The following is a 26,180-nucleotide window of genomic DNA, read 5'->3' on the forward strand; positions in this document are numbered from 1 at the left end:
CAGATTTCTATCTACCTGCCCCCGCATCAAACTTTTAACTATACCCTCCAATAACGGAGCACGTCCATATCATGGCCCAATCACAGGCAAGCCGTACCCTAGTTCCTCTATCTATATCCCAAACTCGACAAGCACTTGGTATCACCAGATGTTAGCGGAATATGAAGCCTTTATTTCCCGCTTCTGGAGCTCCCGAACAACGGCGTAAGCCGTGTTTTATACGCTCAGGTTTTCTTTTGAGATGGAAAGCAGTGACGGTATGTTTCTTTAGAAAAATAGGTTTACAAACCAAGTGTTTATGATTATAGTGAAACTATGGTGTTTCCCTTGGTAAACTCTTTGTCCTATTGGAAACAAAAATTTTTTTGCATAAAATGTTTCCCTAATACAAAAAAATTGTAAACAAGCAATATTAAATAGGAGGGTATAAATGATGTTCCGTAAACCAGTTGATAAGGTATCAAGACGTAATCTTTTGAAAATGGGAACCGCTGGTGCTTTTGCTGTCATTGGCAGTGCTTTATTGAATCCATTTGGTAAAACAACATTAGCTGCGGATAAGCATAGCGTTCATAATGCTATGAAAGAACAATTGCATGATGGTATGAAGCATGGTTATGTTCCGAGTACAGAAGTGACCGAAGGTTTTAAAGCAGCACAGAAAGCACTGACAGCATTTGATTATGGAAAGGTAAGTAAGCTTCCTGACGGAAGAACGTTACGGGAGTACGAAATTACATCCTATGAAACTAACGTTGAGATCGCAAAAGGGATCAAGTTTCCCGGTTGGACATTCAACGGCACGATTCCAGGACCCACTATTCGTTGTACAGAAGGAGATGTCCTCCGGGTTCATTTTACCAATGCAACGAGCCATCCTCATTCGATCCATTTTCATGGCATGCATCCTACCAACATGGACGGACTGGAAGCAATTAAGGCAGGTGGAACTTTTACATACGAGTTTGAGGCGAAGCCTGCTGGTATGCATGTCTACCATTGTCACGTTGCTCCTCTCGCCAGACATATTCATAAAGGACTTTATGGTAACTTCATCATTGATCCGAAGAAACCAAGGGCTGCTGCCAAAGAATTCAATATGCTGATGAACGGCTATGATCTTGACCTAGATGGCGAAAATGAAGTCTACACGGTGAATGGGTACGCATTTGCCTATCAGCAAGAACCAATTAAGGTGAAAGCTGGGGAACTCGTACGTATTTATCTCAGCAATCTGACTGAATTTGATCCCATTAATTCTTTTCACCTTCATGCGAACTTTTTCAACTATTATGCAACTGGTGCAGATCCAGAAGCGCGACCTCATTTTACAGACACGATTATGCAATGTCAGGGAGAACGAGGCCTATTAGAAATTGTATTCCCAGTACCTGGGCGATACATGTTTCATGCGCATCAAAGTGAATTTGCTGAGCTCGGTTGGATGGGCTTCTTCATAGCTGAATAGAGAGGAGGAGTGAGCGTACGATGAATACTAATGTTCAAACTGAAAATAAGGTTCCAACAAACAAATTGAAAGCTGTCTTATGGGGAATTCTCCCTCTGATTTTGCTAATTGCCATTATCACTGCCATAGCAAAAGTAGGAACAGGAATCGAAAATGAGCCTGCTGCTCCTATTGAAGTTCTGAATGTGGAGAAAATAACGCTTAACGATGAAGGAATTGAGCTTAAGGTGCTTAATTCGGGACCAGAGGAAGTAACGATCGCCCAAGTCGTTGTGGATGGAGCCTTTTGGAATGCGGAATTCTTACCAAGTGATACCTTGCAAAGATTTGAACAGGGCACTGTCAATATCCCTTACCCTTGGGTTCAAGGAGATCCACATGAAGTTAAACTCATCACCTCAAATGGATTGATTTTCACTGGGGAAGTTGCTGCCGCAGCCGCAACACCTGAACCCAATGGCAAACTTTTTTGGCAATATGCCTTAATAGGATTTTACGTAGGAATTGTTCCTATTGGGTTAGGACTCATGTGGTATCCATTTTTACGTAGATTTTCAGTTAGAGGGATGCATGCTATTCTCGCATTGACGATTGGGCTTTTGTTTTTTCTTGTGATAGATACCTTTGAAGAAGGGTTTGAAATGGCTTCAGAAGCTCCAGGTGTATTTCAAGGTACTGGATTGGTGTGGTTTGGTGCACTGCTCAGTTGTCTCTTCCTAATTGCGGTAGATCAGTCGAATGAACGCAAGCTAAATAGCAGCTCTTTGGAAGGAAGAAGGGTATCGGGCAAAATCGCCACCGGTATTGGTCTTCATAATTTTGGTGAAGGGCTTGCCATTGGATCCGCTTTTGCGGTCGGAGAAGCAGCATTAGGAACTTTCTTAATCATCGGGTTTACGCTTCACAACATCACGGAAGGTGTCGGAATCGCGGCCCCACTGCTTAAAGATCGTCCGAACTGGAAGACTTTTGTCATCTTAGCGTTGATCGCGGGTGGACCCGCCATTATTGGCACATGGGTAGGCGGATTTATTTTTAACGATACTTTAGCCGCGCTTTTCTTCGGTATAGGCGCTGGCGCCATTCTACAGGTTATTTATGTCATATCCAAAATGATTCTTAAAGAATCCGATAAAAGAAATCTTTCCCCTGTTTCATGGCTTAATTTTGGAGGGCTAACTGCTGGAATTCTTATTATGTATGTGACGGCTCTCATGGTTAAATTTTAGTGAATAGAAGACCAATCCACATTTTGCGGGTTGGTCTTTTTAACGCCCCTGAATAACAACAATATATGCTGTCATTTCTGCATAACCGGTTAACAATTTACAAATAATACCGTTGTTTACCTGATAAGGAGGGTATAAAAAGCAATGAATATACAAGTTCGAAGCAAGCTGGGGATCACGCTGTTGATCGGTCTTTTGGTAACACTAGCTTTCACGGGATGTTCGAAAGATGAAACGATCAAAGTCGGTATTGAGAAAAACAACCGTCCCTTTACGTATACAGAGGGGGAAGAGAAGAAAGGCTTCGAAGTGGAATTATGGCAAGCCATTGCGAAAAAGGCGAAAATAAACTATGAATGGGTAGATATGGAATACGGTGAGTTGAACAAAAGTGTAAAATCGGGTGATGTGGATCTGGCAATCGCCGGAATGACCATCACGAATGCCCGCAAGAACAAATTAGATTATTCAGATCCGTATTTTGAATCGGGAGAAGCGATACTTACCGCATCAGATAACGAGACGATCAACAGCCAAGATGACTTGGCCCAGAAAGTGGTGGCAACAAGGAACGGATCCACTGCTTATCAATTTGCAAGTGAAATTCAAGGGATCAAAATAAGAAGCTATGCGGATATCTCCGACGCCTACGATGATTTGAAAAATAAAAACGTTGATGCCGTGATTTTTGAAGAGCACAGCATTCAAGATTATGTGCAAAACTCAGCAGATGGAAAATTTAAAAAAGTAGGGGAAGTATTCAACAAAGATAGCTACGCAATCGTTGCTAAAAAGCGGAACATGTACATGGGAAAGATCAATAAGGCCATTCTAGCAGTCTCCAAAGATGGAACCTATGAAGCTCTATATACAAAGTGGTTCGGAAGTAAACCAGAAAAAACGCCAAAAGAGCTTAGACACGAGATGGAAAAGGATATTGAACACGAATAATCATAAGTGCTTCGTAAAGGTTGAAGCGCTATGGTGGTTAAACAAACACCGAAGGAAGAAAAGGAGTTGCTCACTATCGTTCGATAATGGGCAACCCCTTGCTCATGCTTTAGTTCCGTTATTTTTTATCCGTATATTCTATGACTTCACTAGCTCTTGATACCCATAGAATCATAAAAACAAGTGATAATATAACAAATACCGGTGGAGCATATTGGATTAGCATGTTTTCCATAAGTTTAGTCACCCTTCTTTATCAATTTACCTTGCACATAATCAGCATCAAATAGAAATAGACGCATAAGCAGAAACAGAGAGGGGATTAGAATAACAAGCCCTGCAAGAAAGGCAATGACTAGCGCAGTTCCCATTGCTTGGTTAGTAAAATTTTCGTGAATGGAAATGTACGGAAATAAAAGATACGGTAAATGGGCCTTACCATAACCAAAGAAAGCAAAAGCAAATTGTAAAAGTACCAAAATGAACGCTAGACCTAGCTTGATTTGTTTCCAAAGGAAGTAGACGGCTACTAAAAAGCAGAGAAAGGATGCTCCGAACATCCAGCCAAGGTTAAGCATGTTGCGGAAATGTTCAGGGTTTTGCTGGTTTATAGTGAAAAAAACAAGCAGACTTGCTAGAATAGTAGGCCCGCTCCAGACAAGAGCATAGCCTCGTAAAATGCCAAAAGCGGGATAGTCTTTTGCTCTATAGGCATAGAAGGAAAGGAACATGGACGAAATATAGAGAACGCTGACTAGGGATAGTAAAATGACCGACCAAGTATAAGGGCTCCCAAGCAGCTTACTCCAATCTAGCAAAATCGTTCCGTTCTGTTCCACGATGATTCCACCCTCAGAAATGGTTAGCACCGTAGAAAGGGTTGAAGGGATGAGTAGGCCCGTTGCTCCATAGAGCAGCATGTACCACTTGTTATCTTTGGAACCATAATTGCTGAAAGCGTAGTATGCGCCTCGAATGGCTAGCAATATGATAGCCATACTACCTGGTACAAGTAGCGCGGTCCCATAATAACGTGCAGTTTCAGGGAAGAAACCGATCATACCGATGTAGAAGAAAACTAAGAATACATTGGTAACTTCCCAGACGGGAGACAAATATCGATCAATAATCTTATGAATGATATGTTTTTTCATCGTGATAACCGAATAGTAACTGAAGAAACCTGCACCAAAGTCAATGGATGCTACAATTAAATAGCCGTATAAAAAAATCCACAAAACCGTAATTCCAACAAGTTCTAGACTCATTCTGGGGTCCTCCCCCCGAAAATACCAAGTGCAATCAGTTCATCTGCAACATCGTTTTTTCTAAAAAGTTTGGATAATACTTTTACAGCAGTCAGTGCTAAAACGAGATAAAGTAAACAGAACAGCAGTAACATCGTATCCACGTCTTGTGAAGTTGTAGCGGCATCTGCTACCTTCATATAACCACGCAGAATCCAAGGTTGGCGACCAACCTCCGCGTAAAACCATCCACATTGGATGCCTAACATAGAAAGAGGACCACACACTACGATAATCGCTAGAAGCCATCTCGGATAAGGTTTACGGGATTTTTTGCGTGCATACCACATATGGCAAATGGCAACGACTATCACAAACATCCCTATAGCAACCATGGCATCAAAGAAATAATGTACATATAAAGGAGGTCGGAGATCCTTCGGAATCTCATTCAGCCCTTTGACCTCGGTTCCGGGAGTTCCACCTGCCAAGATACTAAGTGCATATGGAATTTTCAACGCATATTTAACCTCATTATTTTCAGTCAAAATGCCACCCAGTACGAGCGGTGCATTCGATGTCGTTTCAAAATGCCACTCGGCTGCGGCAAGTTTTTCGGGCTGAGTATGAGCTAGAAATTTGGCAGATAGATCACCGATCATTGCCGTAGTAATGGCGAACACGAGACCGGCAGTCACGGTCAGTTTTAAAGCTTTCTTAGCATATAAAGTGTCCCCTTTTTTCCTGAGAAGGGAGTAAGCCGCTGCAGCTGCCAAGATAAACGCGCTGGTCATGTAGGAAGAGGAAAGTACATGTGCCACCTTGGTCGGCATGGAAGGATTAAACATAGCTAGAATCGGCTGTACATTCGTAATCAAGCCATCTTTTAGCGTGAAGCCTTGCGGCGTATTCATGAAAGCATTCACAGTCGTAATAAAAAATGCGGAAGCAGACGAACCAATGACAACAGGCACGAGTAATAACAAATGATGTTTAGGTTTTAAACGTTCCCATGTATATAAATAAATCCCTAAGAAGATAGCCTCGATGAAAAAGGCGAAAGTTTCCAGAAACAACGGAAGCGCAATGGCTTGCCCGGCAATCTCCATGAATTTCGGCCACAACAGGCTGAGCTGAAGCCCGATAGCCGTACCCGTAACCACCCCAATAGCAACGGTGATAACGAATCCGCGAGCCCATCTTCGTGCCAGCAAGGCATAGTAGGGATCTTTGCGTTTGATGCTGGCTAACTCAGCTAACATAATCATGACTGGAACACCAACGCCGATGGTAGCGAAAATAATATGAAATGCCAGTGTGGTCTCAGTGAGCATGCGACTATAAAATACGGAATCGTAGGTAGGCATATGGACTCATCTCCCTTGGTAACTTTCATGTTCAAAAAAACTTGCGAATAAAAGAGAGCAACATGACAAAAGCAACAACGAACATCAGGTACATCAATCGTTTTTCATGTTTTCGAGCTTGATTCAAGGGGTATCACCTTCTGTTTTCAATTTGATTTGTTATATATTTCTATCTTACTTCATGTATGTGATTTTTTTCACATAAGATGTGAATAGGGTTTGAACAATGTATTACAACTTTATTAACTCACTTACTGATCAGGGAAAATAAAGATTGAAGAACTTCCAAACCGCCTGCTACGATCGAGTGGGATTATTAAAAGCGCCTCTGATAAAGATAAGGAGGCGCTTCTTGAAATTACAAATGGCTTACATGGACCTGAAAATTCACTTTTAGCTTTGGATAATATTCTTCTCTCCAGTTTTTTAATTCCTGATATGGAATCTGATTACGGAAATGTTGGCCAAACCCAAAAATATCTGATTTGTTTTCTTGGGCTTGTTCGAATATCTTGTTAAACCGCTTTTCGATCTGCTTTTCGAGTTCTTCTTGGATCTGTTTATCCGTCACGCCCTCTTTTCTTTCCATAACATGTATCTTTAATTTCAAATCGCATGACACTAACGGTTCATCCTTTTTCATTGACGACTTGATGTGCAATGAGCTGTTTTTTACGATCATGTCGGCAGAACCCAGGCTCTCAATCTCGCCTGTTACATTGCGGTGATGAAACAAATTAACTAGCAGATTTTCCTTTGAGTTGATCCGTCCCACCATTTTCTCTTTTTTGAAAAAAGCGGAGCCTTCGAAGCGTAATACTGTTTCTTTGCCGGAAATGACGATCGGAACGTTTATATCCTTCGTATAGGAATATAAACTTCCATAAAATTCCATAATGCGGGTACTCGAAACCTCTGGTGCCCACTCCCCTTTATTAAAAAATTCATGGATAGAGGTAATTTGAGCACCTGTTACTTTGTCAATATTCGACAGCATTTTCTCAATACCCTCATCTGTAATGGCAACCAACGCTTTGGACGGCAGTTGCTCCATCTCCATTAAAAGTCGAAAAAGTTTACCCATTTCCTCTTCGTTCTCTGCCAAGTTGTTTTCGATAAGAATGAATTGTACTTGTGTGTAATCGAGGGCATCATCAGAGTTTGTCTGCATTTGTTGCAGAATATTGAAAATTGAATTGCCTTTCCCCGTTACTATTCTTGATGTTGTTTTACCTTTTTGCGTTACGGGAATATACAGTGTCACTCTGTATTCATCATCGTTTCCCTTGGCAATGCCGATGAGTAAAGGAGGGGTACGTAAATTGATTTCTTTAACATCCCAACAACCACATAGAAGGGTTAAAGCCGTAAGTACAATGAAAAGTTTGAATCGATTATTTCTTTTCATAACTCGCCATCCTTAGATTACCTAAGACTCCATAGATAAAAATGGTAAATGTAATGATGACGATAAACAAAGCGTGAGCATTTGTACTCAACACCAAAAGTTTTTCAACCATGTCCCGGTTTGGGACATATACTCCCATAAGAAATGCGATTAGAGCCAAAGCAATGATCCAATAATAAGATTTGGTTCTTTGCCAATTGAACGTTTTCTGCATAATTTGTCCGGTCATCCATAGTATTACGGCATTCAAGAAGATCGTGAATCCGATTAATGAGATGCCGAAGAACACCGTTTGCCGACTGAATATAAACCATCTCAAGTCAACGATATTCACCGCCTCTTCTACCGGATAACGAAACGTGACAAGCGTTTCTTGTCCAAATACGAAAATCGGAAGATAAATTATGAGGAGAATGAGCAACGTCACATAGGTACATACCATAAACAGTTGACCGTATTTCATATTGTTTTCGGAAGGCACGAAGCCTATAAATAATAACGCTGAAAAACCCGATAGATAGTAAAACTTTGTGTTCAATAAAAATTTTGGAGATGTAGGCAAAACGGGTGAAGCATTATGTACATCAAAATTGATGATTACAGTAAATGCTATGAACAATACCAATGAATTAACGATAATGAATACAATGACAGAAGCACGCATCATCGTTTCCAACCCTTTTACTGCTGCAAAAGCAGCTAGGAAAACGAAAACAGCCAGAACCGCCCAAGAAGGAGTCCGATTCAAAAAAATTGCTATAGTTGCATCGCTGTGGGCGCGAAGGCCGAATCCAACCATTGCTGTGAGAACAAATGCCAAAGGGACAAGCACGATGCATGCAGCCCACTTTCCCATTTGCCTAAATATATCGATCACATCCTTTTTCGGAAAATAATCCAACCCTTTTTTGTAGATCAGCGTAAATACCATTTGCAGCAATCCTGTACAAAGAATCACTACCCAATGACCACCTACCGTGATCGAATTTATGATTTTGGGATACTGCAAAAAAACGAAGCCCCCACTCATGACACAAACCAACATTCCAAGTTGTACCCTATGGTTCACTTGGCATCCCCCTTTTCCGTTATCCGAAATGCCATATACGGAATATCGCATGTCTTAAAACTTGCCAGAATTATGCATACAAATAATAATCCGGTACATATACCCAGTATGCCGAAAACGGATGCCGAAATTAAAATAAAGTATTTTAGCGTACGAATGTACAACGAGTTTTGAACTCCAACGATTGCTGAACCTGAAATCAACATTGCGGTGATGACAATGACCAATAAATTACTGACCAATTTCGCTTCCACGACCCCTTGGCCTAGTATGACTCCTCCAACCATCGTAACGGTCGGTCCTACGGTTTTGGGGAGTCTGATAATCGCTTCAGTCACTAAATCAACTAATACGACCATAGCAAGGGTTTCAAATAAGGGTGCTAGCGGAATGCCTTCTCTGCTTTCTGCGACAAACAAGGCGAGGTCTATTTTCAATATTTCAGGATTGACTGACGTTATGGCAATATATAAAGCGGGAAGGATGAGATTGCACAATATCCCCAATCCCCTGAGGGTTCGAATCAAATATGTGAAACTGACATGGAAATTGCGATCGTTTGCAGTGGACAACATATCCCAGAACAGATGCGGAAGAACAAAAGCGTAGGGAGTATTGTCCAAAAAGAGAACGACTCTGTTCCGTTTTAACGAATAGACGGCTTGTAGCGGAAGTTCAGTTATGGAGAAATGACTGACAGGTACAAATTTGTGGGCACCAAAAAGAATATTCAGGTCATTTATCGTTTCAATATCTGAGTGAGCTTGTTTCAACTTCTGGTCTATTTTTTCAATAAGTTCATCCGGAGCTTTTCCTTTAAGATAAAGCATGGAAATCCTTCGCTTTGGCAGCTCTCCGACTTGATATGAGCTATGGATCAGACGCTCAGTGCCCAGTCTCATTCGGATCAGTCCTATGTTAATATCAATATCCTCTCCAAAGGCGTCCAAAGGACCTTGAACAGGGCTTTCATTTTTGGGCTCTTCAATGCTTCTCCTCAGATTTTGGGGGACGGGTTCCACAATGGCGTTACGTTGATCATCTCCTGTTAAGATGACCAATTTGCCTTCTAGAACGGCCCTTATGATTTGTTTAGCATCAACATCATGCTGATCACTGAGGTTCGTAAATAGTTCATCAACGGAACCAGATAATTCCGCCATTTGCCGAACGTATAAATTGGACTTGGAAAAATTGATGAGCGAATTAAATCCTATAAGAAAAATCGCCGTATGATCAAATTGCTCTTCGTGAATGAAAAAATCATCATGCTCGGCGAATGTGGATTTCATTTCCTGAACGAAATTGCCCATGAAACCATGCCCCTTCAAGTAACGTGTAGCCCTATTGTTTCCAGCAAATGGAATGATTATGCAGGTTCAAGCCGTCTACCAACTCACAACCGCTATCATTGTAAAAAGGACGGTGAGCCACACCGTCCCTGCACAATATTCCAAGCTGTAAAATCGGAGGGATACCGGGGGAGAACATTATGAATCCAGTGTAATGGGCAGGCAATTTCAAAGGGGAAAAGTAAAGGATAAGCATTTTTATATTAGGGACAACCCTGAGGCTATTAGCTGGTTTAGCGTAATCGCATCTCCTAGTGTAAAATAAGGTTATGTAAGTTTCTATATTCCGTAGCAATTCGATGAAATGATAGGAGTAAACTAAAGATGTACCCAACGTTGGAAGCATGTGTAAACGACCTTGAACGGAATGGCCATCTCGTCCGGATCCGGGAAGAAGTGGACCCCGAATTGGAAATCGCTGCAATTCACCTGCGTGTGTTCAATGCCGGAGGTCCGGCCCTCTTGTTCGAGAATCTGAAAGGAACTAGATACAGAGCGGTTTCAAACCTGTTCGGCTCACTGGAGCGAAGTAAGTTTATTTTTAGGCAGACCTGGAAATCAACACAGAGCGTCATCGCTCTGCGCAACGATCCAATGAGGGCGTTGAGGCAGCCAATTCGGCATGTTAGTGCGGCGATAGCTGCAACAAAGGCACTGCCGCTTCAGCATGGAGGTAGTGTTTCCGGCTTTAAGGAAGTAGCGATAACCGATCTTCCATTGATTAAGCACTGGCCAATGGATGGAGGGGCTTTCGTCACGCTGCCGCAAGTTTATACCGAAGACCCCGATAATCCTGGGATTATGAACGCGAACTTGGGGATGTACCGGATACAACTGACTGGTAATGACTATGCGACGAATAAGGAAATCGGCCTGCATTACCAAATTCACCGCGGCATTGGCGTTCACCAGCATAAAGCGAACCGTAAGGGAGAACCGCTTAAAGTAAGCATCTTTGTTGGCGGACCACCAGCCCATTCCCTGTCGGCCATCATGCCGCTCCCGGAAGGTTTAAGCGAGCTGACATTCGCAGGTCTGCTTGCAGGCCGCCGCTTCCGATACGGTTATTCGGATGGATTTTGCATCAGTCACGACGCCGACTTCGTCATTACGGGAGAGATTCATCCCGGCGAGACGAAAGCTGAAGGACCCTTCGGTGACCATCTCGGCTACTACAGCTTGGTCCATCCGTTTCCATTGATGCGCGTCAAAAAGGTGTATGCAAAGCAGAACGCGATCTGGCCGTTTACTGTCGTCGGCAGGCCCCCCCAGGAGGACACTGCGTTTGGGGCGCTCATTCACGAATTAACCGGCGATGCTGTAAAACAGGAGGTGCCGGGTGTGAAGGAGGTTCACGCCGTCGATGTCGCGGGCGTTCACCCACTGTTGTTCGCGATCGGCACCGAACGCTACACCCCTTACACCAAGGTGCAGCAGCCGTCCGAACTGCTTACGATTGCGAACCGGATTCTCGGGACGGGACAACTCAGTCTTGCTAAATATTTGTTTATCACGGCTGAAGAAAGACAGCCGCTCAGCACATATCAGGAAGCGGAATTTCTAGCGTACGTACTAGAGCGGATCGACCTCAGGCGCGATCTTCATTTCCAAACAAACACGACAATCGATACGTTGGATTATTCTGGTAGTGGTCTAAACCAGGGAAGCAAAGTCGTATTCGCTGCCTGCGGAGACAAGAAGCGTGAGCTATGTAACAACTTGCCAGAGCAGCTTCGGGGACTGCGGGATTACGGCAACCCGTTGCTCGTTCTGCCGGGCGTCGTCGCACTGGAGGGACCGTCATTCAGTAATTACGCGGATGCCAATCAGCAACTTCGCGAACTAACGGAAGCGATAGGCGCGCGCGGGCCAATGCCGGAATGCCCGCTGATTGTACTTTGTGACGACAGTTCCTTTGTCGGCGCGTCGTTAGCCAACTTCCTGTGGATTACCTTTACCCGGAGCAATCCGTCCCATGATATTTACGGGGTGAATGACGGGTTCGTGTTCAAGCATTGGGGTTGCGACAACGTCATTATCGACGCTCGGACGAAACCACATCACGCCCCACCGCTTGTCTCCGATCCGGCGATTGAAAAGAGAATCAACCGGCTGTTTGCCACCGGTGGCAGCTTGAATGGCGTGCTGTAACGAAGCAAAGCGAACGCAGTGAGAGATTGCGAAAGAGCTGGGGATTTCGCGGAGTAATGTTTCAAGGATAGAAAAAACAACCACACAAGCCTGCTTAGATAATGAATAGACGACCCCCTCATCCCAAAAAATGGCATGAAGGTCGTTTTTTTATTTCGTGCCTCTTATGTAAAGAAAATAAACCGTGATATTTATTAATGCAGTCAGCCATTGAAGTGGATAAAATGATTATCTTGTGTAAAATATATCCATGATCAAAATTTGTCAAGGGAGTTGTAAATATGCAAACCAAAGAAACGCTATATGATAAATTAGGTGGGGAAGAGGTAATCTCCAAAGTGGTCGATTACTTTTACACGCTAGTTTTAGCAGATAAGACGGTTGAAAAGTTTTTCCTTGACACGGACATGGAGAAACAACGAAAGCATCAGACCAAGTTTATTAGTTTCGCATTAGGTGGTCCTAACCAATATTCAGGATCATCGATGGCTAAAGCACATGAGGGTATGAATATTCAACCAGAACATTTTTCTGCCATTGTTAAGCATCTTCATGATGCGCTCGCTCATTTTCAAGTTAGTGAATCTGATATCTCAGAAGCCTTAAGTCATGTTGCGCCATTAAAAGATGATATTCTGTATAAATGAAAAATAGGGAACAGGTGCTAAATGTCCTGTTCCTTTTTGCTGGGAAGCAAAAAGGAAAAAACAAAAGAAGAAGCCACAGTTTCCGCAAGTAACTGCCTTCTGTCAGAGGATGAACAACCTGCATTTTATACACGATAATGCAGACAATAGATAGAATTATAGGGGATGACCTGCAAAAGTTACATCTAAACCGATCGTTTTATTCACTGTTGGCGATTTTCGAGCAAATGAGATGCAGGTTTTACAGGTAAGCACCTTGAAAACGGCAAATTATTTAAAATAAGATGTACTTTTTGCAGGTCCGGGCTGGACCGAAAAGATACAACTTGATGTTGCATGGGATTTTGATCGGATGGATTCAGGAGATGCCACAGGTCCCTCAGAGTCAGCTGAGGTTTCACACCAATGGAAAATTTTTGATAAAACCTATTTTGAGATATAAACAATTATATGTTTGGGGTTTTGGGCTAAGCGAAGATTACACCTTCTATGATTTTTAGCTTGATATTGTAAAAAGGTCTAAAATGTTGTACGTTCTGCAACTTCAACGAACTAAATGGCCATTTGGCACATGAATTGTTGCAGTATTTACATCATTGGTAATCGCTGCAGCCTATTTGCCTTAACCCCGTTGTGATGAGGCACACGGAATGAATCAAAGCCTTCCTTTTAAGGCTCCAATCATATCGGTACACTAAGGGGCTGAGCGGATAAAATGTGAACAAAAGATGTCCCACTTAGCCATAAGAGGCAGTGGGACATCTTTTGTTTTGGTATCTTAATAGGCTAAAGCGAATAGACCATGAATGTGGGACAGATAGCGAACGTTGCTCGCTTCTTTCATAAGCGAAGCCGGTAAGCCTTTTAGCTTCGTGTTATTTCCGCCGATAGTGCCTATGCCGTCTTTACGGCCCAAGCTGCCGAGTGTTCCGGAGAATACCGGTATGAACTTATCCATGACGCCGCCTTTGAGCTGAACGGACAGGTTGTAACCGACGGTTTCACCCATCTGCCAAGCAAGCTGAGCAGTAGGAGGGTAAGGTCTTTCACTGCCTTCAGGGAATACAACCGCGCAATCGCCTGCAAGGAAGATATCGGAGTGGGATGTGGATTGCAGCGTCGGTGTCACGGTAGCACGGCCACGATCTTCAGCGATTCCGCAGCTTGCAACAACGTGGTTGCCTTTGACGCCGCCAGTCCAAATAATCGTGTTCGACTCGATGGTTTGACCGCTTTTAAGCGATACCGAATTTTTCGTTGCTTCTGTAATCGCGACACCTGTCAGGAAAGTAACGCCGCGTTTCTCAAGGCTCGTTACCGCGCGCTCAATCAGTACTGGAGGGAATACCGGAAGGATGGCTGGGCCCGCTTCAACGCAATAGATCGAAATATCGCTAAAATCGATGCCTTTGCTGCGGCAAACTTCAGGCAGCTTATCAGCGAATTCGCCAACAAGCTCAACGCCTGTTAAACCGCCGCCGCCAACTACGATGTTTGCATCTGCTTTATTGCCGGTAGCCTTATAAGCGTCTAGACGAGCTTCAACATGTTCGCGAATACGGTTAGCATCAGCTGCAGATTTGAGAATAAGACTGTTCTCTTCCAGACCTGGAATGCCGAAGTAATTAGTTTCGCTACCTAACGCAACGACCAGCGCATCGTACGTATGTAAGGCGCCGCTGCTTGTAAGGACTTGCTTCTCATTTGGCTTAATTTCCTTAATGGTGTCGACAACGATATTCACAGCTTTGTCGCCTAGCAGTTTTTGAAGCGGAAGCGCAACAGCTTGTTCTTTGATAGTACCACCAGCCAAACGATGCAATTCCGTAATAATTTGGTGTGTTGGAAAGCGGTTGATGATCGTAATATTGGCTTCTGCAGCCGTCAAATGTTTACGTGCTGTCAATGCGGTTAGTAGACCGCCGTAACCGCCACCAAGAATAAGTATTTGTTTAGCCATCGTTATCATCCCTTGTCCGTATTAATTTTTGCGCTCAGAGAGTACGTTCAAGAATGCTTGAGCAAAACGAAGTGTCTTCTGCACTTCAGGATCTTTCAGCATTTTTAGCATCCCGAAAAGACCGATGGTTGTTCCTGCCTCAGCCTGTGAGCGTTCGCCAGCCTCAATCGCTGCCGATGCAATGTCTTTTGCCTTTTCTTGCACAGGTTTGACGAATTCCCCAATACCTTGGGCAAAATCGTTGATCAGAACTTTGTCTGTGGCAATGCTTTGCGCGAAATCGTAGGCTTTGGTTAAGACAGTCACCATTTCAGCTAATTTAGGCAGGTTATCGACCAATACAGTCAGAGATTGCTGCACCTCAGGCTTCAATAATTGGTCAAGTACGTCTAACGTTTTTGGTTCCGCAGCAAGCGTTGCTGCTACTTCTTGAACAGCAGATGTCTGTGACATATGAAAAATCCTCCTTTGCGTTGAAAAAAATCGGGTACTGTCACAATGTGTACGAAACGGTAACTTCGTTTTCGAAAAAATGATTGTAACATTTTTCACATAACAAAATATCAATCAACATCGACACAATTGGATTAAACCGTATTTAAATATTTTACACCTTTTTGCGATAAATATTAAAATGAAAATATTTCAATTTCGTGAACATGATAGGTCCGGCATACTTTTTTGTAAATAAGGAAGAGTAGTGAGAAAGCTTTCTATTTCATTAATCGCCGTAATAGCAACATTTGCAGTGGATAAGTCTAAACAAAACCAAAATGAAGGCGATCAATATACAATGAAAATGAAGATATAACGAACTTAAAAATTTACCGCGCGCATTCTGTTTCTTTCTAAAAAAAAATTGAAAATAATTGAAATATCACTTGATATAGGGTATGGGGGTATGGTATATTCTGAATGTGAGGAGGAAATGCAATGGAACAACATGATAACCAAGAAATAAATGAGAACAGTTGTCATTCGGGCAGTGATCGAAAAAGTCATCATTCTGATAAAACAAAAAACAATTTGATTTCTAGGCTTAATCGCATCGAAGGACAAATTCGCGGTGTGAAAGGTCTTATTGAGAAGGATACGTATTGCGACGATGTGTTAAATCAAATTGCCGCGGTTCAATCCGCTTTAAACGGGGTTGGGAAACTGCTTCTCGAACATCATCTAAACAGCTGTGTGATCGAACGCATTCAAGAAGGCGATAATGAGGTTATTAAAGAACTCATGGTTACCATGAATAAATTAATGAAATAATAAGGGAGAGATTTGATATGCAAACAGTTACACTTAAAGTTGAAGGTATGTCCTGCGGGCATTGCGTGAATTCCGTTGAGGGCGCAGTCAAGAAACTTGGTGCTTCCGGCAAAGTTGATTTGAGTGGTGGCTCCGTTACTGTAGATTTCGATGAGTCTAAAGTTTCTTTGGACGCTATTAAAGAAGCGATTGAAGAACAAGGTTATGACGTTGCGAAATAAAGATAATGAGCCGCTTCATGCGGCTCCATGTAACACTTATTTTTTTTTAAAAAAATATACCCCTTGGGGGTATTTAGAGGCTGGAGGGACTGCAATGGCAAAACCATTAGAGCAGCAACAAGCGAGTCTGCAAATTGCGGGAATGACTTGTGCGGCATGCGCGAACCGAATAGAAAAAGGCTTGAAGAAATTAGAAGGTGTTGCAGAAGCTAACGTGAATTTTGCACTTGAGAAAGCTTCAGTAACGTATAATCCGAATCAAATCAGTGTATCGGCCATGGAAGAGAAAATACTGGATCTGGGTTACAGCACGGTAAAGGAAACAGTCGATTTTAATATCGTTGGTATGACCTGCGCCGCGTGCTCGACTCGTATTGAGAAAGGGTTAAATAAAATGCCAGGTGTTAGCAAAGCTACTGTTAACCTTGCATTAGAAACTGCTCATGTTGAGTTTAGCGCAGCCGAAGTTTCGATAAGCGATATGGTTAACAAAGTTGATCAACTCGGATATAAAGCCATACGTAAAGAGGAAGTGGCTGCTAAAGGCGATTATAAGCAAAAGGAGATACGGCACAAGAAAATACAGCTAGCTGTATCGGCAATTCTTTCGCTGCCGCTTCTGTGGGCCATGGTGAGTCACTTTACTTTTACATCGTGGATTTACCTGCCAGAGTTCTTGATGAATCCTTGGGTACAGCTTGTTCTTGCCACACCGGTACAATTCATTATTGGTAGTCAGTTTTACGTGGGAGCATATAAAGCACTTCGCAATAAAAGCGCCAATATGGATGTGCTTGTTTCCCTTGGAACATCAGCTGCGTACTTCTATAGTTTATACCTAACACTGCAATGGGCAGCTTCTGCTGATGCTCATCACCATGCGCCCGATATGTATTACGAAACAAGCGCGATTCTTATTACTTTGATTATTTTAGGGAAACTGTTTGAAGTGTTGGCAAAAGGGCGAACCTCTGAAGCCATCAAGAAATTGATGGGGCTTCAAGCGAAAACAGCGTTAGTCATTCGGAATGGTCAAGAAGAGTCGATACCGGTTGAAGAAGTTGTCATCGGGGACATTGTGCTTGTCAAACCGGGTGAGAAAATTCCCGTCGATGGTGAAGTTGTAGACGGTTTGTCCGCAGTTGATGAATCCATGCTTACGGGTGAGAGTATCCCTGCCCAGAAGAAAATCGGTGACGCCGTTATTGGCGCTACTGTTAATAAAAACGGCGGTTTGAAAATTAAAGCAACTCGTGTTGGTCAAGAGACAGCTCTTGCTCAAATTATTAAAGTTGTGGAAGAAGCCCAAGGCTCTAAAGCACCTATTCAACGTATCGCTGATGTGATCTCGGGTATCTTTGTCCCGATTGTTGTAGGAATTGCTGTTGTTACTTTTCTGGTATGGTTTATTTGGGTTGCTCCTGGTGAATTTGCAACTGCGCTGGAAAAGGCCATTGCTGTTCTTGTCATTGCTTGCCCTTGTGCTCTAGGTCTTGCAACACCAACTTCGATTATGGCCGGATCCGGTCGCGCGGCGGAATTTGGCATCCTGTTTAAGGGTGGAGAACATTTAGAATCGATGCAAAAAGTGCAAATTATTGTACTTGATAAAACGGGTACGGTAACGAAAGGCAAACCGGAACTTACCGACTTTCAAATTGAAAACATGGATGAAGAGACAGCTCTTCGCTTAATCGGCTCTGCTGAAAAACAATCTGAGCATCCGCTTGCTGAGGCGATCGTGGCAGGAATTGTGGCTAAAGGCATAACGCTAACCACCACTGAGCAATTCGAAGCTATTCCTGGTTACGGAATTCGAGCCTTCGTAGAAGGCAAGGAAGTACTGGTTGGAACCCGTAAGCTTCTGCAGCGAGAAGCCATTGACTTCGGTAAAGCAGTTACAGAAATGGAAAGGCTCGAATCCAATGGTAAAACGACTATGCTCGTAGCAGTAGATAACAAGTACACAGGCATGGTAGCCGTAGCGGATACGATCAAAGATACGTCGAGAGAAGCTGTCGCTCGTTTAAAACAAATGGGCATCGAAGTCATCATGATGACAGGTGATAACCAGCGAACAGCACATGCCATAGCGCAGCAAGTTGGCATCGATCATGTTCTCGCAGAAGTTCTTCCGGAAGGCAAAGCCGAAGAAGTGAAGAAACGGCAAGCACAAGGAAAGATAGTCGCAATGGTGGGTGATGGTATCAACGATGCTCCTGCTCTTGCTACTGCAGACGTCGGCATTGCTATTGGTACCGGCACTGACATTGCGATGGAAGCAGCGGACGTGACACTAATGCGCGGAGAACTCACAAGCATTACAGATGCCATTTATATGAGCCGTAAAACGATGACGAACATTAAACAGAACCTGTTCTGGGCACTCGGTTACAATACACTTGGGATTCCGATTGCGGCTCTTGGACTTTTGGCTCCCTGGGTAGCTGGTGCTGCAATGGCGCTAAGCTCGGTATCCGTTGTGTTAAATGCCTTACGCTTGCAACGAATGAAATTATAATCGGGCATGGGAGGGGAAGACACGCAGATGATGAAATTTGCCGTTACCCCAGGGTTTCAAACGGGGGGAACCTTATTTAAACCAGAACAATTGGCTGTTCTTGGATCGATCGTCGGTGAGGAAGCTAAAATAGAGTTAACGACATTTAAACAATTATATGTTGAAATGCAAGAAGATCGAGTTGATGAAGTGAAGCTAGAGTTATCCAGAATCGGCTTAGAAATATATCCTATAGGCTTAGTGACCAAAAGCCTTATTACGTGTAACTTTTGCCGTGGGGCTCAAGATGCAGGGCTTGAAATGGCTGAGGCGTTAAACAAAGCGATCTCAGGGATCGAAACGCCGACACCTTTAAAAATCGGCTATGCGGGTTGTGCGCTCGGAACGAGCGAACCGCTTTTGAAAGATATCGGTGTGGTCAAAATGAGAGATACGTTTGATATTTATATCGGCGGTGAGCCCAAATCGTTAAAACCTGCGTTTGCAGTCTTGCTAGTAAGCGATGTTCATGCCAATAAACTAATTCCATTGGTTCAAAGACTCATCCATCATTTTCAGGCTCACGGCAAAGCGAAAGAAAAGTTTTCTAAATTTATCAATCGGGTAACAATCGATGCATTGCGTGAGGCCATTGCAGAGCAAGGGTAACGGAGGTTTGCTTCATAAATGAAGACAATTTTAATCGTTGATGATGAAGAAAAGATTCGTGAAGTTGTTGTATCCTATTTGCAATCCGAAGGATATCAAACTGTTGAGGCTGGAACTGGCAGTAAAGCGCTTGAACTCATTCGCGGCGGAAATGTTGATCTTCTTATTTTGGATCTGATGCTGCCGGACATGTCCGGGGAACATGTATGCAGAGTGATACGACAGTTTTCTCCTGTTCCTGTCATCATGCTAACAGCGAAAGTTTCTGAAGATGACCGCGTCCAAGGATTAACACTTGGTGCCGATGATTATGTCATGAAGCCATTCAGCCCACGTGAATTAACAGCAAGAGTAAAAGCTATTTTACGCCGTACGCAAGATGATACGCTTCTTGCTGAAATCATCTCGTTTCAGAATGACGATCTTGTCATTCGACCGATGAAACATGAAGTTTATAAATCTGGGAATCTGATAAGTCTGACTCCAAATGAATATAAATTGCTGCTGAATCTGGCACATTATCCAAATCGAACGTTTACACGGGAGGAATTAATTGAAAAAGTACTCGGTTTTGATTTTGAAGGTGACACACGCTCAATCGATCAGCATGTCAAAAACCTCCGTCAAAAAATAGAATCTGATCCCAAAAAGCCTCAATACATCGGTACCGTCTTTTCCGTAGGTTACCGATTTACGGGAGGCGAAGCAACATGAAAGGATTATACGCTCGTATCGTCATCGCATTTATTGGCGTAGCCTCCGGTGTTTTGCTCATCGCAACCATAGCGTTTATTTTAGAGACACACTACCACTTCTCCTTGTATCAGCACCAAGCTATGGATATGAACGCTCCTGCATTTGATACCCATTTTGAGCAGGCATTAGTACAGTCTGTTCTCTGGTCTGCCATCTTGGGTATCTTGCTCTCAGTTCTGTTAAGTCTGTTTGTTGCTAGAAGGCTTACAGCCCCGCTGATACACATGAAGAAGGTCGCAGAGCGAATGGCAGGCGGAGAACTTGGAGCAAGAGCGACAGTCAAAGGCAATGACGAGATCGCCGATCTAGGCGGTTCCCTTAATCATCTCGCTGAACAGCTCATGCACCAGGAGCAGTTACGTAAAACAATGACTGCTGATGTGGCTCATGAGTTAAGAACGCCGCTTGCAACACTTAAAAGCCATATGGAAGCGATGATTGACGGTGTATGGGCGCCAACTCCCCATCGCCTAGAGTCTTGCCATGAAGAGATAGAACGTTTGCGGTTCCTTGTTGGTGATTTAGAGAAGTTAACGGAAATGGAGTCCCCACATTTCAAGCTGAAGCTGCATAAAGAAAATGTTTCTGCCATTGTTCATCGGAATATCGAAGCGAGCAGGGATTCTTTTGATCAAAAGGGAGTTAAGCTTTTTTTTGAAGGATTAACGAACGTTGAATCTACCTTAGATAGGCAGCGTTTGAGTCAAATTATGGTGAACCTTTTAACGAATGCGCTAAAGTTTACGCCTCAAGGGGGAAAAGTATCTGTCGAAGTGAAGGAAGAAGAACAAGCGGTGGTTATTCATATATCGGATACTGGGATTGGTATGAACGAAGATGATCTGCGCTTTGTATTTGAACGTTTTTATCGGGTAGAAAAATCCCGCGATCGTAAATCAGGAGGGAGTGGGATCGGATTAACGATTGTAAAAAAATTGGTGGAAGCTCATGGAGGAACCATTCGAATGGAAAGTCGGGTCGGTGAAGGAACATCTGTAGAGATACATTTCCCTAAGATTTAGTGCTATCTACACAAGATCTACACAAGTACCTTTTATAATAAGGTGATAAAAAGAGGAAGAGACTTTGAGCAAAGCTCTGGAGTATATTCCAACTATTTTGGGGAGCCCCAAATGAACTTTAGGAGGAAATGATGACATGAAAAAAGCAGTAATTTCGATTTTACTTACGGCTGTGCTCTTAACAGCCTGCGGAAAATCAGGGAGTTCGATGGACCATACTTCGCATAGTGGGACGTCTGGAACAACGAATAATACAGCGCAAGGCGAAATGGCGGGAATGGATCATAGCGGTATGGCAGAAGAGGCAGGTTCCACGCAAGCAGGAAATGTCCAAGCCAAGTTTAAGCTTCCCAATGATAAGACAATGCCGAACCAAGATACAACGATTACGATTAAAATTCAGGATAAAGACGGCAAATCGATTGCTAAATTTGATACCGTACACGAAAAACAGATGCACTTTATCATTGTAAGCAAGGATTTGTCCTTCTTTAATCATATTCACCCTGATTATAAAGGAAATGGTGAGTTTACCGTTACTACACAATTTCCAACAGCCGGTGAGTTTAAAGTGATTGCCGATATTACTCCAACGGGTATGGGTGCAATGAGTAAGAGCCAATGGATTACGGTTCAAGGAGAATTGCCTTCACAAAAATCAATAGAACCTGATGCAACATTAACTAAAGTGGTGGACGGTAAAGAAGTAACGCTATCGATCGATCACCTTATGGCGGGCATGGAACTGAACTTGAACTTCAATATAAAAGACGCTAAGTCGAAGCAGCCTGTAAAAGACCTGCAACCTTACCTTGGAGCAGTAGGGCACGTCGTGATCTTAACCCAAGATGCTGAAAATTATCTGCACGTACATCCGACAGATGAAAAGGCGTCGGGACCGGATGCCAAATTTATGACGACATTCCCGCATAGCGGCGTATATAAGATTTGGGGACAATTCCAGCAAAATGGTAAAGTATTTACCGTACCCTTTGTTGTAAAAGTACCGTAGGAATTGATGGGGCTGTCCACAAGTAGATTTATCTACTTATGGGTCAGCCCCTATTTCTATACGCTTCTGTGAATCTCGGTGTATATCGAATAAATAATTGCTGTGCGCTTGCCAATCTATTCAAGCCCGTACTGCTGCCTCATCATCACCAACTTTTGTTCGATATAAGTTATCGCCTCTGGCGGTTCGATAATCTTGGCCGCTTCTCCAACTCCCCAAATCATTTCCGCATAAAACGACACCTTGTTCACGGGGATCATCATATGGATCGCACCACTTCCATCCTCATATTGTTCAATGAACTCATTAAACCAACCGTTCTCCTTGAGGGTCCGCACCCCAATGGGTGTCAGAGTGAGGATCAGTTCCTTTTTCTCCGATGCATTCAGCTCGTCGGCATTCCAATCGAAGATGGATTTCTTGTCAACCTCATCCAAACAGGCGAGCACATCGTTCAAGCTGGCGGAGCGTACTCGATCCGCGCGGAAGAGGCGATATCCTCTGCGCTCGAAGCAGTAGGCTGGACAATACCAATAGCCCTGACTAGCGTAAAGACCGATAGGCTGAATGTCTCTACGCTCGGCTCCCTTGCCCGTGTCATACTCGATGGTCACTACACTTCGGACCATGATGGCCTGCATCAAGGTGCGAAGGCACTTAGCGGACATGGACCGCAGCGGGTTCCAGATCACCACTTTGTTCTTCAGCCGATCGATTTGTTCTTTGATATCGGGAGGAAGGTAGTGGTAGAACTTATGAAGCGCCGAGGAGGCCCCTTCGTCAAAAGGCAAGGAACCGAAATACTGCAGCGATTGGCAGGCGAAAAACATAGCAACCGCTTCGCTTTCCGAGAATGTAATCGGCGGGAGCAACCTTTCCTGCAGCAGCCTGTAGCCTCCTCCACGCCCCTGGACGGAATAAATAGGGGTACCCAGTTCACTCAATTCCTGCAGATCGCGGGTTATCGTGCGCTTGGACAAGCCTAATTCATCGGCGAGCTCCTGAACGGTAAAGGATTTCCTGGCGTTGACGATCATGATGAGCTGGATCAGTCGCTGTGATTTTAACATAGCACTCCTCCTCTCATTTTTTTAATTATACCATTTAAACAAGACAGGATCTGTCTTGTTTGAGTGGTATAGTCATATTTGTAAACAACTTAACAACGAAGGAATGGTGATTAGGCTATGAAAGATATGGCTACTTTCGTAAAACTTTACAACTCCGTTTGGAACGAAGCTGACGCGGGGAGGCGCAGAGAAATCATCGCAGAGCTGTGGTCGGAAGACGCGACCCATTACACGGATTCGCTTGAAGCACATGGACACGAAGCCATCGAGGACCGGGTCCGCAACGCGTACGAAAAGTTCGTAGTAACGGGAGGGTACGTATTCAAAAGCACAGGGGTCGCAGATGAGCATCACAAATCCGTGAGGTACGGCTGGGCGATGTTACCCCGGGATAGCGACTTGGCCGTGGCTGCCGGAACCGTCTTCATGCTGCTTGACGATGATGGTCGGATTCGTTTCGACTACCAGTTCACCGATGTGCTGCCAGCATCCTGATTCGAGCGAGTTATCTGATCATTCGGGCAAGCTGCACCATCATTCCAACCTTGAGGAGGAGATCATGTGAGAAGTTATCATGGAAATTTGGGAGAGGGCCTTGCCGGCCTTTCGATTAAGGAACACGACATACCGGTTCCGGGTCCAGGAGAAGTGCTAATTCGGGTTAGGGCCTGTTCTCTTAATTATCGGGAAATATCAATTCTATTTCATGGCAGGTATCCTCTGCCGGTCCGGCCGGACTTTATTCCAGTTTCTGACGGGGCTGGCGAAATTGTAGAGGTAGGTGAAGGTGTCACCCGGGTCAAACCGGGGGAACGAGTAATGGCCTCCATCTTTCCACAGTGGATTGACGGTCCGTTCAGCTGGGAGTATTCAGCGCAGCTCGGCGGATCTCTTGACGGGATGCTTACTGAATATGCGGTCCTGAGCCAAGAGGCTGTTGTCCATATTCCCGATCATCTATCTTTCGAGGAAGCTGCAACCTTGCCGTGCGCCGCCGTTACCGCATGGAATGCCCTCACTAGCGGGCAGTCGCTGCAAGCCGGACATACCGTACTCACGCTCGGATCAGGTGGTGTCTCTCTATTCGCCCTGCAGCTCGCCAAGCTGTGCGGTGCCCGAGTCATCGCAACCACTTCGAGCGATGAAAAGGCAGACCGGTTGAAGGCCCTCGGGGCGGATGAGGTCATTAACTACACCACAGTGCCGGATTGGCATATCGCAGTGCGTGAGCTGACCGGAGGCCGAGGTGTCGACCGTGTTGTAGAGGTTGGTGGAACGAGCACCCTTGAGAAATCGATTAAATCAATCGCCTTTGAAGGTCAAATCAGTCAGGTCGGATGGCTCACACAAGAAGGCGCGACGATTGATCTCTCAGCTATTGCGTATAACGTCTTTACCCTCCGGGGGATAGCCGTTGGCAGCCGTGCTCAATTCAACGCGATGAACCGCGCCATTGCGGCCCACCGGATGAAGCCTGTCATTGATCGTGTATTTTCTTTCGACGAAGCCAAGGAGGCGTTCGGCTACTACAAGGACGCTTCGAAATTTGGTAAAGTACTTATTCGCCATCCATAAAGCGGAGCCCTTTCTTTTCCTTTTGGGAAGAGTAAGGGCTTCTCAATTTATAAAATCGAAATGATCATGGTTAATCGCAAATCGGATATCATTTCGGCTGTGATCGTACTGGCAATGCCTGAATTGAAGGGAGTATGAGAAGGATGACAAGTTTTTTAAAAATAGTGATTGACCAATCAATAACTGCATGTTATATTGAATTCAGGTTAGTAATTGATCAATCACAAAATAAATGATGAGGTGATTCCTTTGGAAAAAGCGATTGTAGTAGGAGCAACGGGAGGAACGGGTGCTTCAGTTGCGGAAGAGTTGGTTAAGCGAGGAATTCAGACGGTGGCCTTCGGGCGATCTCGTCAAAAGCTAGAAGATCTTAGAGCTAGGCTGGGCCATCCTGAGAATCTGACGATTGCCATAGGTGATGCTTTTCGTCCGGATGACATTATTTCCGCTTCGGAAGGTGCAGATGTCCTGTTCCATTGTGCGAACGTACCCTATCACGAGATGGTAAGCAAACTGATTCCACTTGGCGAATCGGTGATGGAGGCGGCAGACCGGCTGGGCATAAAAGTAGTCGCGATCGACGGCATCTATCCCTACGGAAGAAGGCAGATGGCTCGGGTGACAGAGGAGCATCCCAAGCAGCCGCATACGAAGAAGGGCAATACCAGGCTCGCTTATGAGAAGATGCTGTTCGATGGGCGGTGGAGTCATTCTAGGGTTATGATCGTCCGCTTGCCGGATTATTATGGCCCAACGGCGAATGAGGCTTCTTATCTGGGCTCTACACTTGAAGCGATTGCGGCTGGCAAGATGGCATTTTTTATAGGCAATATGCGCGTGCCCCGCGAGTTCGTCTACTTACCGGATGCGGCGTTCATGATCGCGGAGCTCGCCAGCAAGGACGATGCTTATGGGCAGAACTGGCATATACCTGGTGCGGGTTTGATCTCAGGTAAGGAGATCGTTCAAATAGCACAGCAGGCTAGCGGAAGCGCCAAATCGGTTATTCCGCTCGGAAGAGTCGGTTTGTCTTTGCTCGGTATGGCTGTTCCAGTTATGAAGGAAGTCGTGGAGATGCTTTATTTGACCGAAGAGCCGCTTGTATTAAGCGGGGACAAATACGAGCGGTTGATCGGACCGGTACGAGCGACCGCCTTCGAAAAGGGAATCACGGCTACAGTTCACGCGTTGCAGAGAAGAAATGGTTCTTCTATTGCAGCTGACAGTAAGTAATCAATCA

General features: G+C 44.2%; 24 protein-coding genes. 16 read left to right on the forward strand and 8 right to left on the reverse strand.

Features of this window, described 5'->3' with window-relative positions:
* The first annotated feature begins 430 nt into the window (after positions 1-430).
* From NYR53_RS12485 to NYR53_RS12495, 3 genes are all read left to right on the forward strand, one after another.
* Complete coding sequence (locus NYR53_RS12485; protein WP_261305466.1) at positions 431-1,468, forward strand: multicopper oxidase domain-containing protein; 1,038 nt, start codon at positions 431-433, stop codon at positions 1,466-1,468.
* Between the two features lie 20 nt (positions 1,469-1,488).
* Positions 1,489-2,697 (forward strand): ZIP family metal transporter, encoded by a 1,209-nt coding sequence (locus NYR53_RS12490; RefSeq protein WP_261305467.1) that lies wholly within the window; start codon positions 1,489-1,491, stop codon positions 2,695-2,697.
* Between the two features lie 144 nt (positions 2,698-2,841).
* A complete protein-coding gene (locus tag NYR53_RS12495; protein WP_261305468.1) occupies positions 2,842-3,648 on the forward strand; it encodes a transporter substrate-binding domain-containing protein in 807 nt (268 codons plus the stop codon).
* A gap of 239 nt (positions 3,649-3,887) precedes the next feature.
* On the opposite strand, the gene NYR53_RS12500 is transcribed toward NYR53_RS12495, so the two are convergent.
* From NYR53_RS12500 to NYR53_RS12520, 5 genes are all read right to left on the reverse strand, one after another.
* The gene (locus NYR53_RS12500; protein WP_261305469.1) at positions 3,888-4,916 is read right to left on the reverse strand and encodes a cytochrome d ubiquinol oxidase subunit II; all 1,029 of its coding nucleotides are present in this window, start codon (positions 4,914-4,916) and stop codon (positions 3,888-3,890) included.
* Positions 4,913-6,262: a cytochrome ubiquinol oxidase subunit I gene (locus tag NYR53_RS12505; RefSeq protein WP_261305470.1), complete on the reverse strand. Its 1,350-nt coding sequence runs from the start codon at positions 6,260-6,262 to the stop codon at positions 4,913-4,915. The genes NYR53_RS12500 and NYR53_RS12505 overlap by 4 nt, the downstream gene beginning before the upstream one ends.
* A 358-nt stretch (positions 6,263-6,620) precedes the next feature.
* Positions 6,621-7,670 carry a Ger(x)C family spore germination protein gene (locus NYR53_RS12510; protein WP_261305471.1) on the reverse strand — a complete coding sequence of 350 codons (1,050 nt, stop codon included), beginning with the start codon at positions 7,668-7,670 and terminating at the stop codon, positions 6,621-6,623.
* Positions 7,657-8,739: a GerAB/ArcD/ProY family transporter gene (locus NYR53_RS12515; RefSeq protein WP_261305472.1), complete on the reverse strand. Its 1,083-nt coding sequence runs from the start codon at positions 8,737-8,739 to the stop codon at positions 7,657-7,659. The genes NYR53_RS12510 and NYR53_RS12515 overlap by 14 nt, the downstream gene beginning before the upstream one ends.
* Positions 8,736-10,052, reverse strand: a complete 1,317-nt coding sequence (locus tag NYR53_RS12520) for a spore germination protein (protein ID WP_261305473.1) — start codon at positions 10,050-10,052, stop codon at positions 8,736-8,738. Before NYR53_RS12520 ends, NYR53_RS12515 begins: the two co-directional genes overlap by 4 nt.
* A 363-nt stretch (positions 10,053-10,415) precedes the next feature.
* On the opposite strand from NYR53_RS12520, the gene NYR53_RS12525 reads away from it, so the two are divergent.
* The 3 genes from NYR53_RS12525 to NYR53_RS12530 all read left to right on the forward strand — a co-directional run bounded on the left by NYR53_RS12525 (position 10,416) and on the right by NYR53_RS12530 (position 12,889).
* A complete protein-coding gene (locus tag NYR53_RS12525) occupies positions 10,416-12,242 on the forward strand; it encodes a UbiD family decarboxylase (protein ID WP_261305474.1) in 1,827 nt (608 codons plus the stop codon).
* 25 nt (positions 12,243-12,267) lie between these two features.
* On the forward strand, positions 12,268-12,351 hold the full coding sequence (locus NYR53_RS34440; protein WP_367618670.1) for a hypothetical protein: 84 nt from the start codon (positions 12,268-12,270) through the stop codon (positions 12,349-12,351).
* A gap of 172 nt (positions 12,352-12,523) precedes the next feature.
* Positions 12,524-12,889: a group I truncated hemoglobin gene (locus NYR53_RS12530; RefSeq protein ID WP_261305475.1), complete on the forward strand. Its 366-nt coding sequence runs from the start codon at positions 12,524-12,526 to the stop codon at positions 12,887-12,889.
* A 778-nt stretch (positions 12,890-13,667) separates the two neighbouring features.
* Here the strand turns inward: NYR53_RS12530 and NYR53_RS12535 are convergent.
* Both NYR53_RS12535 and NYR53_RS12540 read right to left on the reverse strand, forming a co-directional pair.
* Entirely contained in the window at positions 13,668-14,849 is a 1,182-nt protein-coding gene (locus NYR53_RS12535; protein ID WP_261305476.1) for an NAD(P)/FAD-dependent oxidoreductase, read from the reverse strand.
* Positions 14,850-14,870: 21 nt separating this feature from the next.
* A complete protein-coding gene (locus NYR53_RS12540) occupies positions 14,871-15,302 on the reverse strand; it encodes a helical membrane plugin domain-containing protein (RefSeq protein WP_261305477.1) in 432 nt (143 codons plus the stop codon).
* A gap of 480 nt (positions 15,303-15,782) precedes the next feature.
* Between NYR53_RS12540 and NYR53_RS12545 the strand changes: the two genes are divergently transcribed.
* From NYR53_RS12545 to NYR53_RS12575, 7 genes are all read left to right on the forward strand, one after another.
* Positions 15,783-16,115, forward strand: a complete 333-nt coding sequence (locus tag NYR53_RS12545; RefSeq protein ID WP_261305478.1) for a metal-sensitive transcriptional regulator — start codon at positions 15,783-15,785, stop codon at positions 16,113-16,115.
* A 17-nt stretch (positions 16,116-16,132) separates the two neighbouring features.
* Complete coding sequence (gene copZ, locus NYR53_RS12550) at positions 16,133-16,336, forward strand: copper chaperone CopZ (RefSeq protein ID WP_171688992.1); 204 nt, start codon at positions 16,133-16,135, stop codon at positions 16,334-16,336.
* A gap of 94 nt (positions 16,337-16,430) precedes the next feature.
* Entirely contained in the window at positions 16,431-18,857 is a 2,427-nt protein-coding gene (locus tag NYR53_RS12555) for a heavy metal translocating P-type ATPase (protein ID WP_261305479.1), read from the forward strand.
* Between the two features lie 27 nt (positions 18,858-18,884).
* On the forward strand, positions 18,885-19,505 hold the full coding sequence (locus NYR53_RS12560; protein ID WP_261305480.1) for an NAD(P)/FAD-dependent oxidoreductase: 621 nt from the start codon (positions 18,885-18,887) through the stop codon (positions 19,503-19,505).
* Positions 19,506-19,523: 18 nt separating this feature from the next.
* A complete protein-coding gene (locus NYR53_RS12565) occupies positions 19,524-20,219 on the forward strand; it encodes a response regulator (RefSeq protein WP_261305481.1) in 696 nt (231 codons plus the stop codon).
* Positions 20,216-21,283 carry a sensor histidine kinase gene (locus NYR53_RS12570; protein ID WP_261305482.1) on the forward strand — a complete coding sequence of 356 codons (1,068 nt, stop codon included), beginning with the start codon at positions 20,216-20,218 and terminating at the stop codon, positions 21,281-21,283. The genes NYR53_RS12565 and NYR53_RS12570 overlap by 4 nt, the downstream gene beginning before the upstream one ends.
* Before the next feature lie 136 nt (positions 21,284-21,419).
* Positions 21,420-22,295 carry a DUF8832 domain-containing protein gene (locus NYR53_RS12575; protein ID WP_261305483.1) on the forward strand — a complete coding sequence of 292 codons (876 nt, stop codon included), beginning with the start codon at positions 21,420-21,422 and terminating at the stop codon, positions 22,293-22,295.
* Positions 22,296-22,411: 116 nt separating this feature from the next.
* Here the strand turns inward: NYR53_RS12575 and NYR53_RS12580 are convergent, their stop codons facing one another.
* Positions 22,412-23,365: a helix-turn-helix transcriptional regulator gene (locus tag NYR53_RS12580; RefSeq protein ID WP_261305484.1), complete on the reverse strand. Its 954-nt coding sequence runs from the start codon at positions 23,363-23,365 to the stop codon at positions 22,412-22,414.
* A 117-nt stretch (positions 23,366-23,482) separates the two neighbouring features.
* Here NYR53_RS12580 and NYR53_RS12585 point away from each other — a divergent pair, with 117 nt between their 5' ends.
* The 3 genes from NYR53_RS12585 (at position 23,483) to NYR53_RS12595 (ending at position 26,173) form a co-directional block, all read left to right on the forward strand.
* Positions 23,483-23,860 (forward strand): hypothetical protein, encoded by a 378-nt coding sequence (locus tag NYR53_RS12585; protein ID WP_261305485.1) that lies wholly within the window; start codon positions 23,483-23,485, stop codon positions 23,858-23,860.
* 66 nt (positions 23,861-23,926) lie between these two features.
* The gene (locus NYR53_RS12590) at positions 23,927-24,940 is read left to right on the forward strand and encodes a zinc-dependent alcohol dehydrogenase family protein (RefSeq protein WP_261305486.1); all 1,014 of its coding nucleotides are present in this window, start codon (positions 23,927-23,929) and stop codon (positions 24,938-24,940) included.
* 249 nt (positions 24,941-25,189) lie between these two features.
* The gene (locus NYR53_RS12595) at positions 25,190-26,173 is read left to right on the forward strand and encodes an NAD-dependent epimerase/dehydratase family protein (RefSeq protein WP_261305487.1); all 984 of its coding nucleotides are present in this window, start codon (positions 25,190-25,192) and stop codon (positions 26,171-26,173) included.
* Positions 26,174-26,180: the final 7 nt, after the last annotated feature.

It is taken from the genome of Paenibacillus andongensis (genome assembly GCF_025369935.1).
GTDB lineage: Bacteria > Bacillota > Bacilli > Paenibacillales > NBRC-103111 > Paenibacillus_E > Paenibacillus_E andongensis.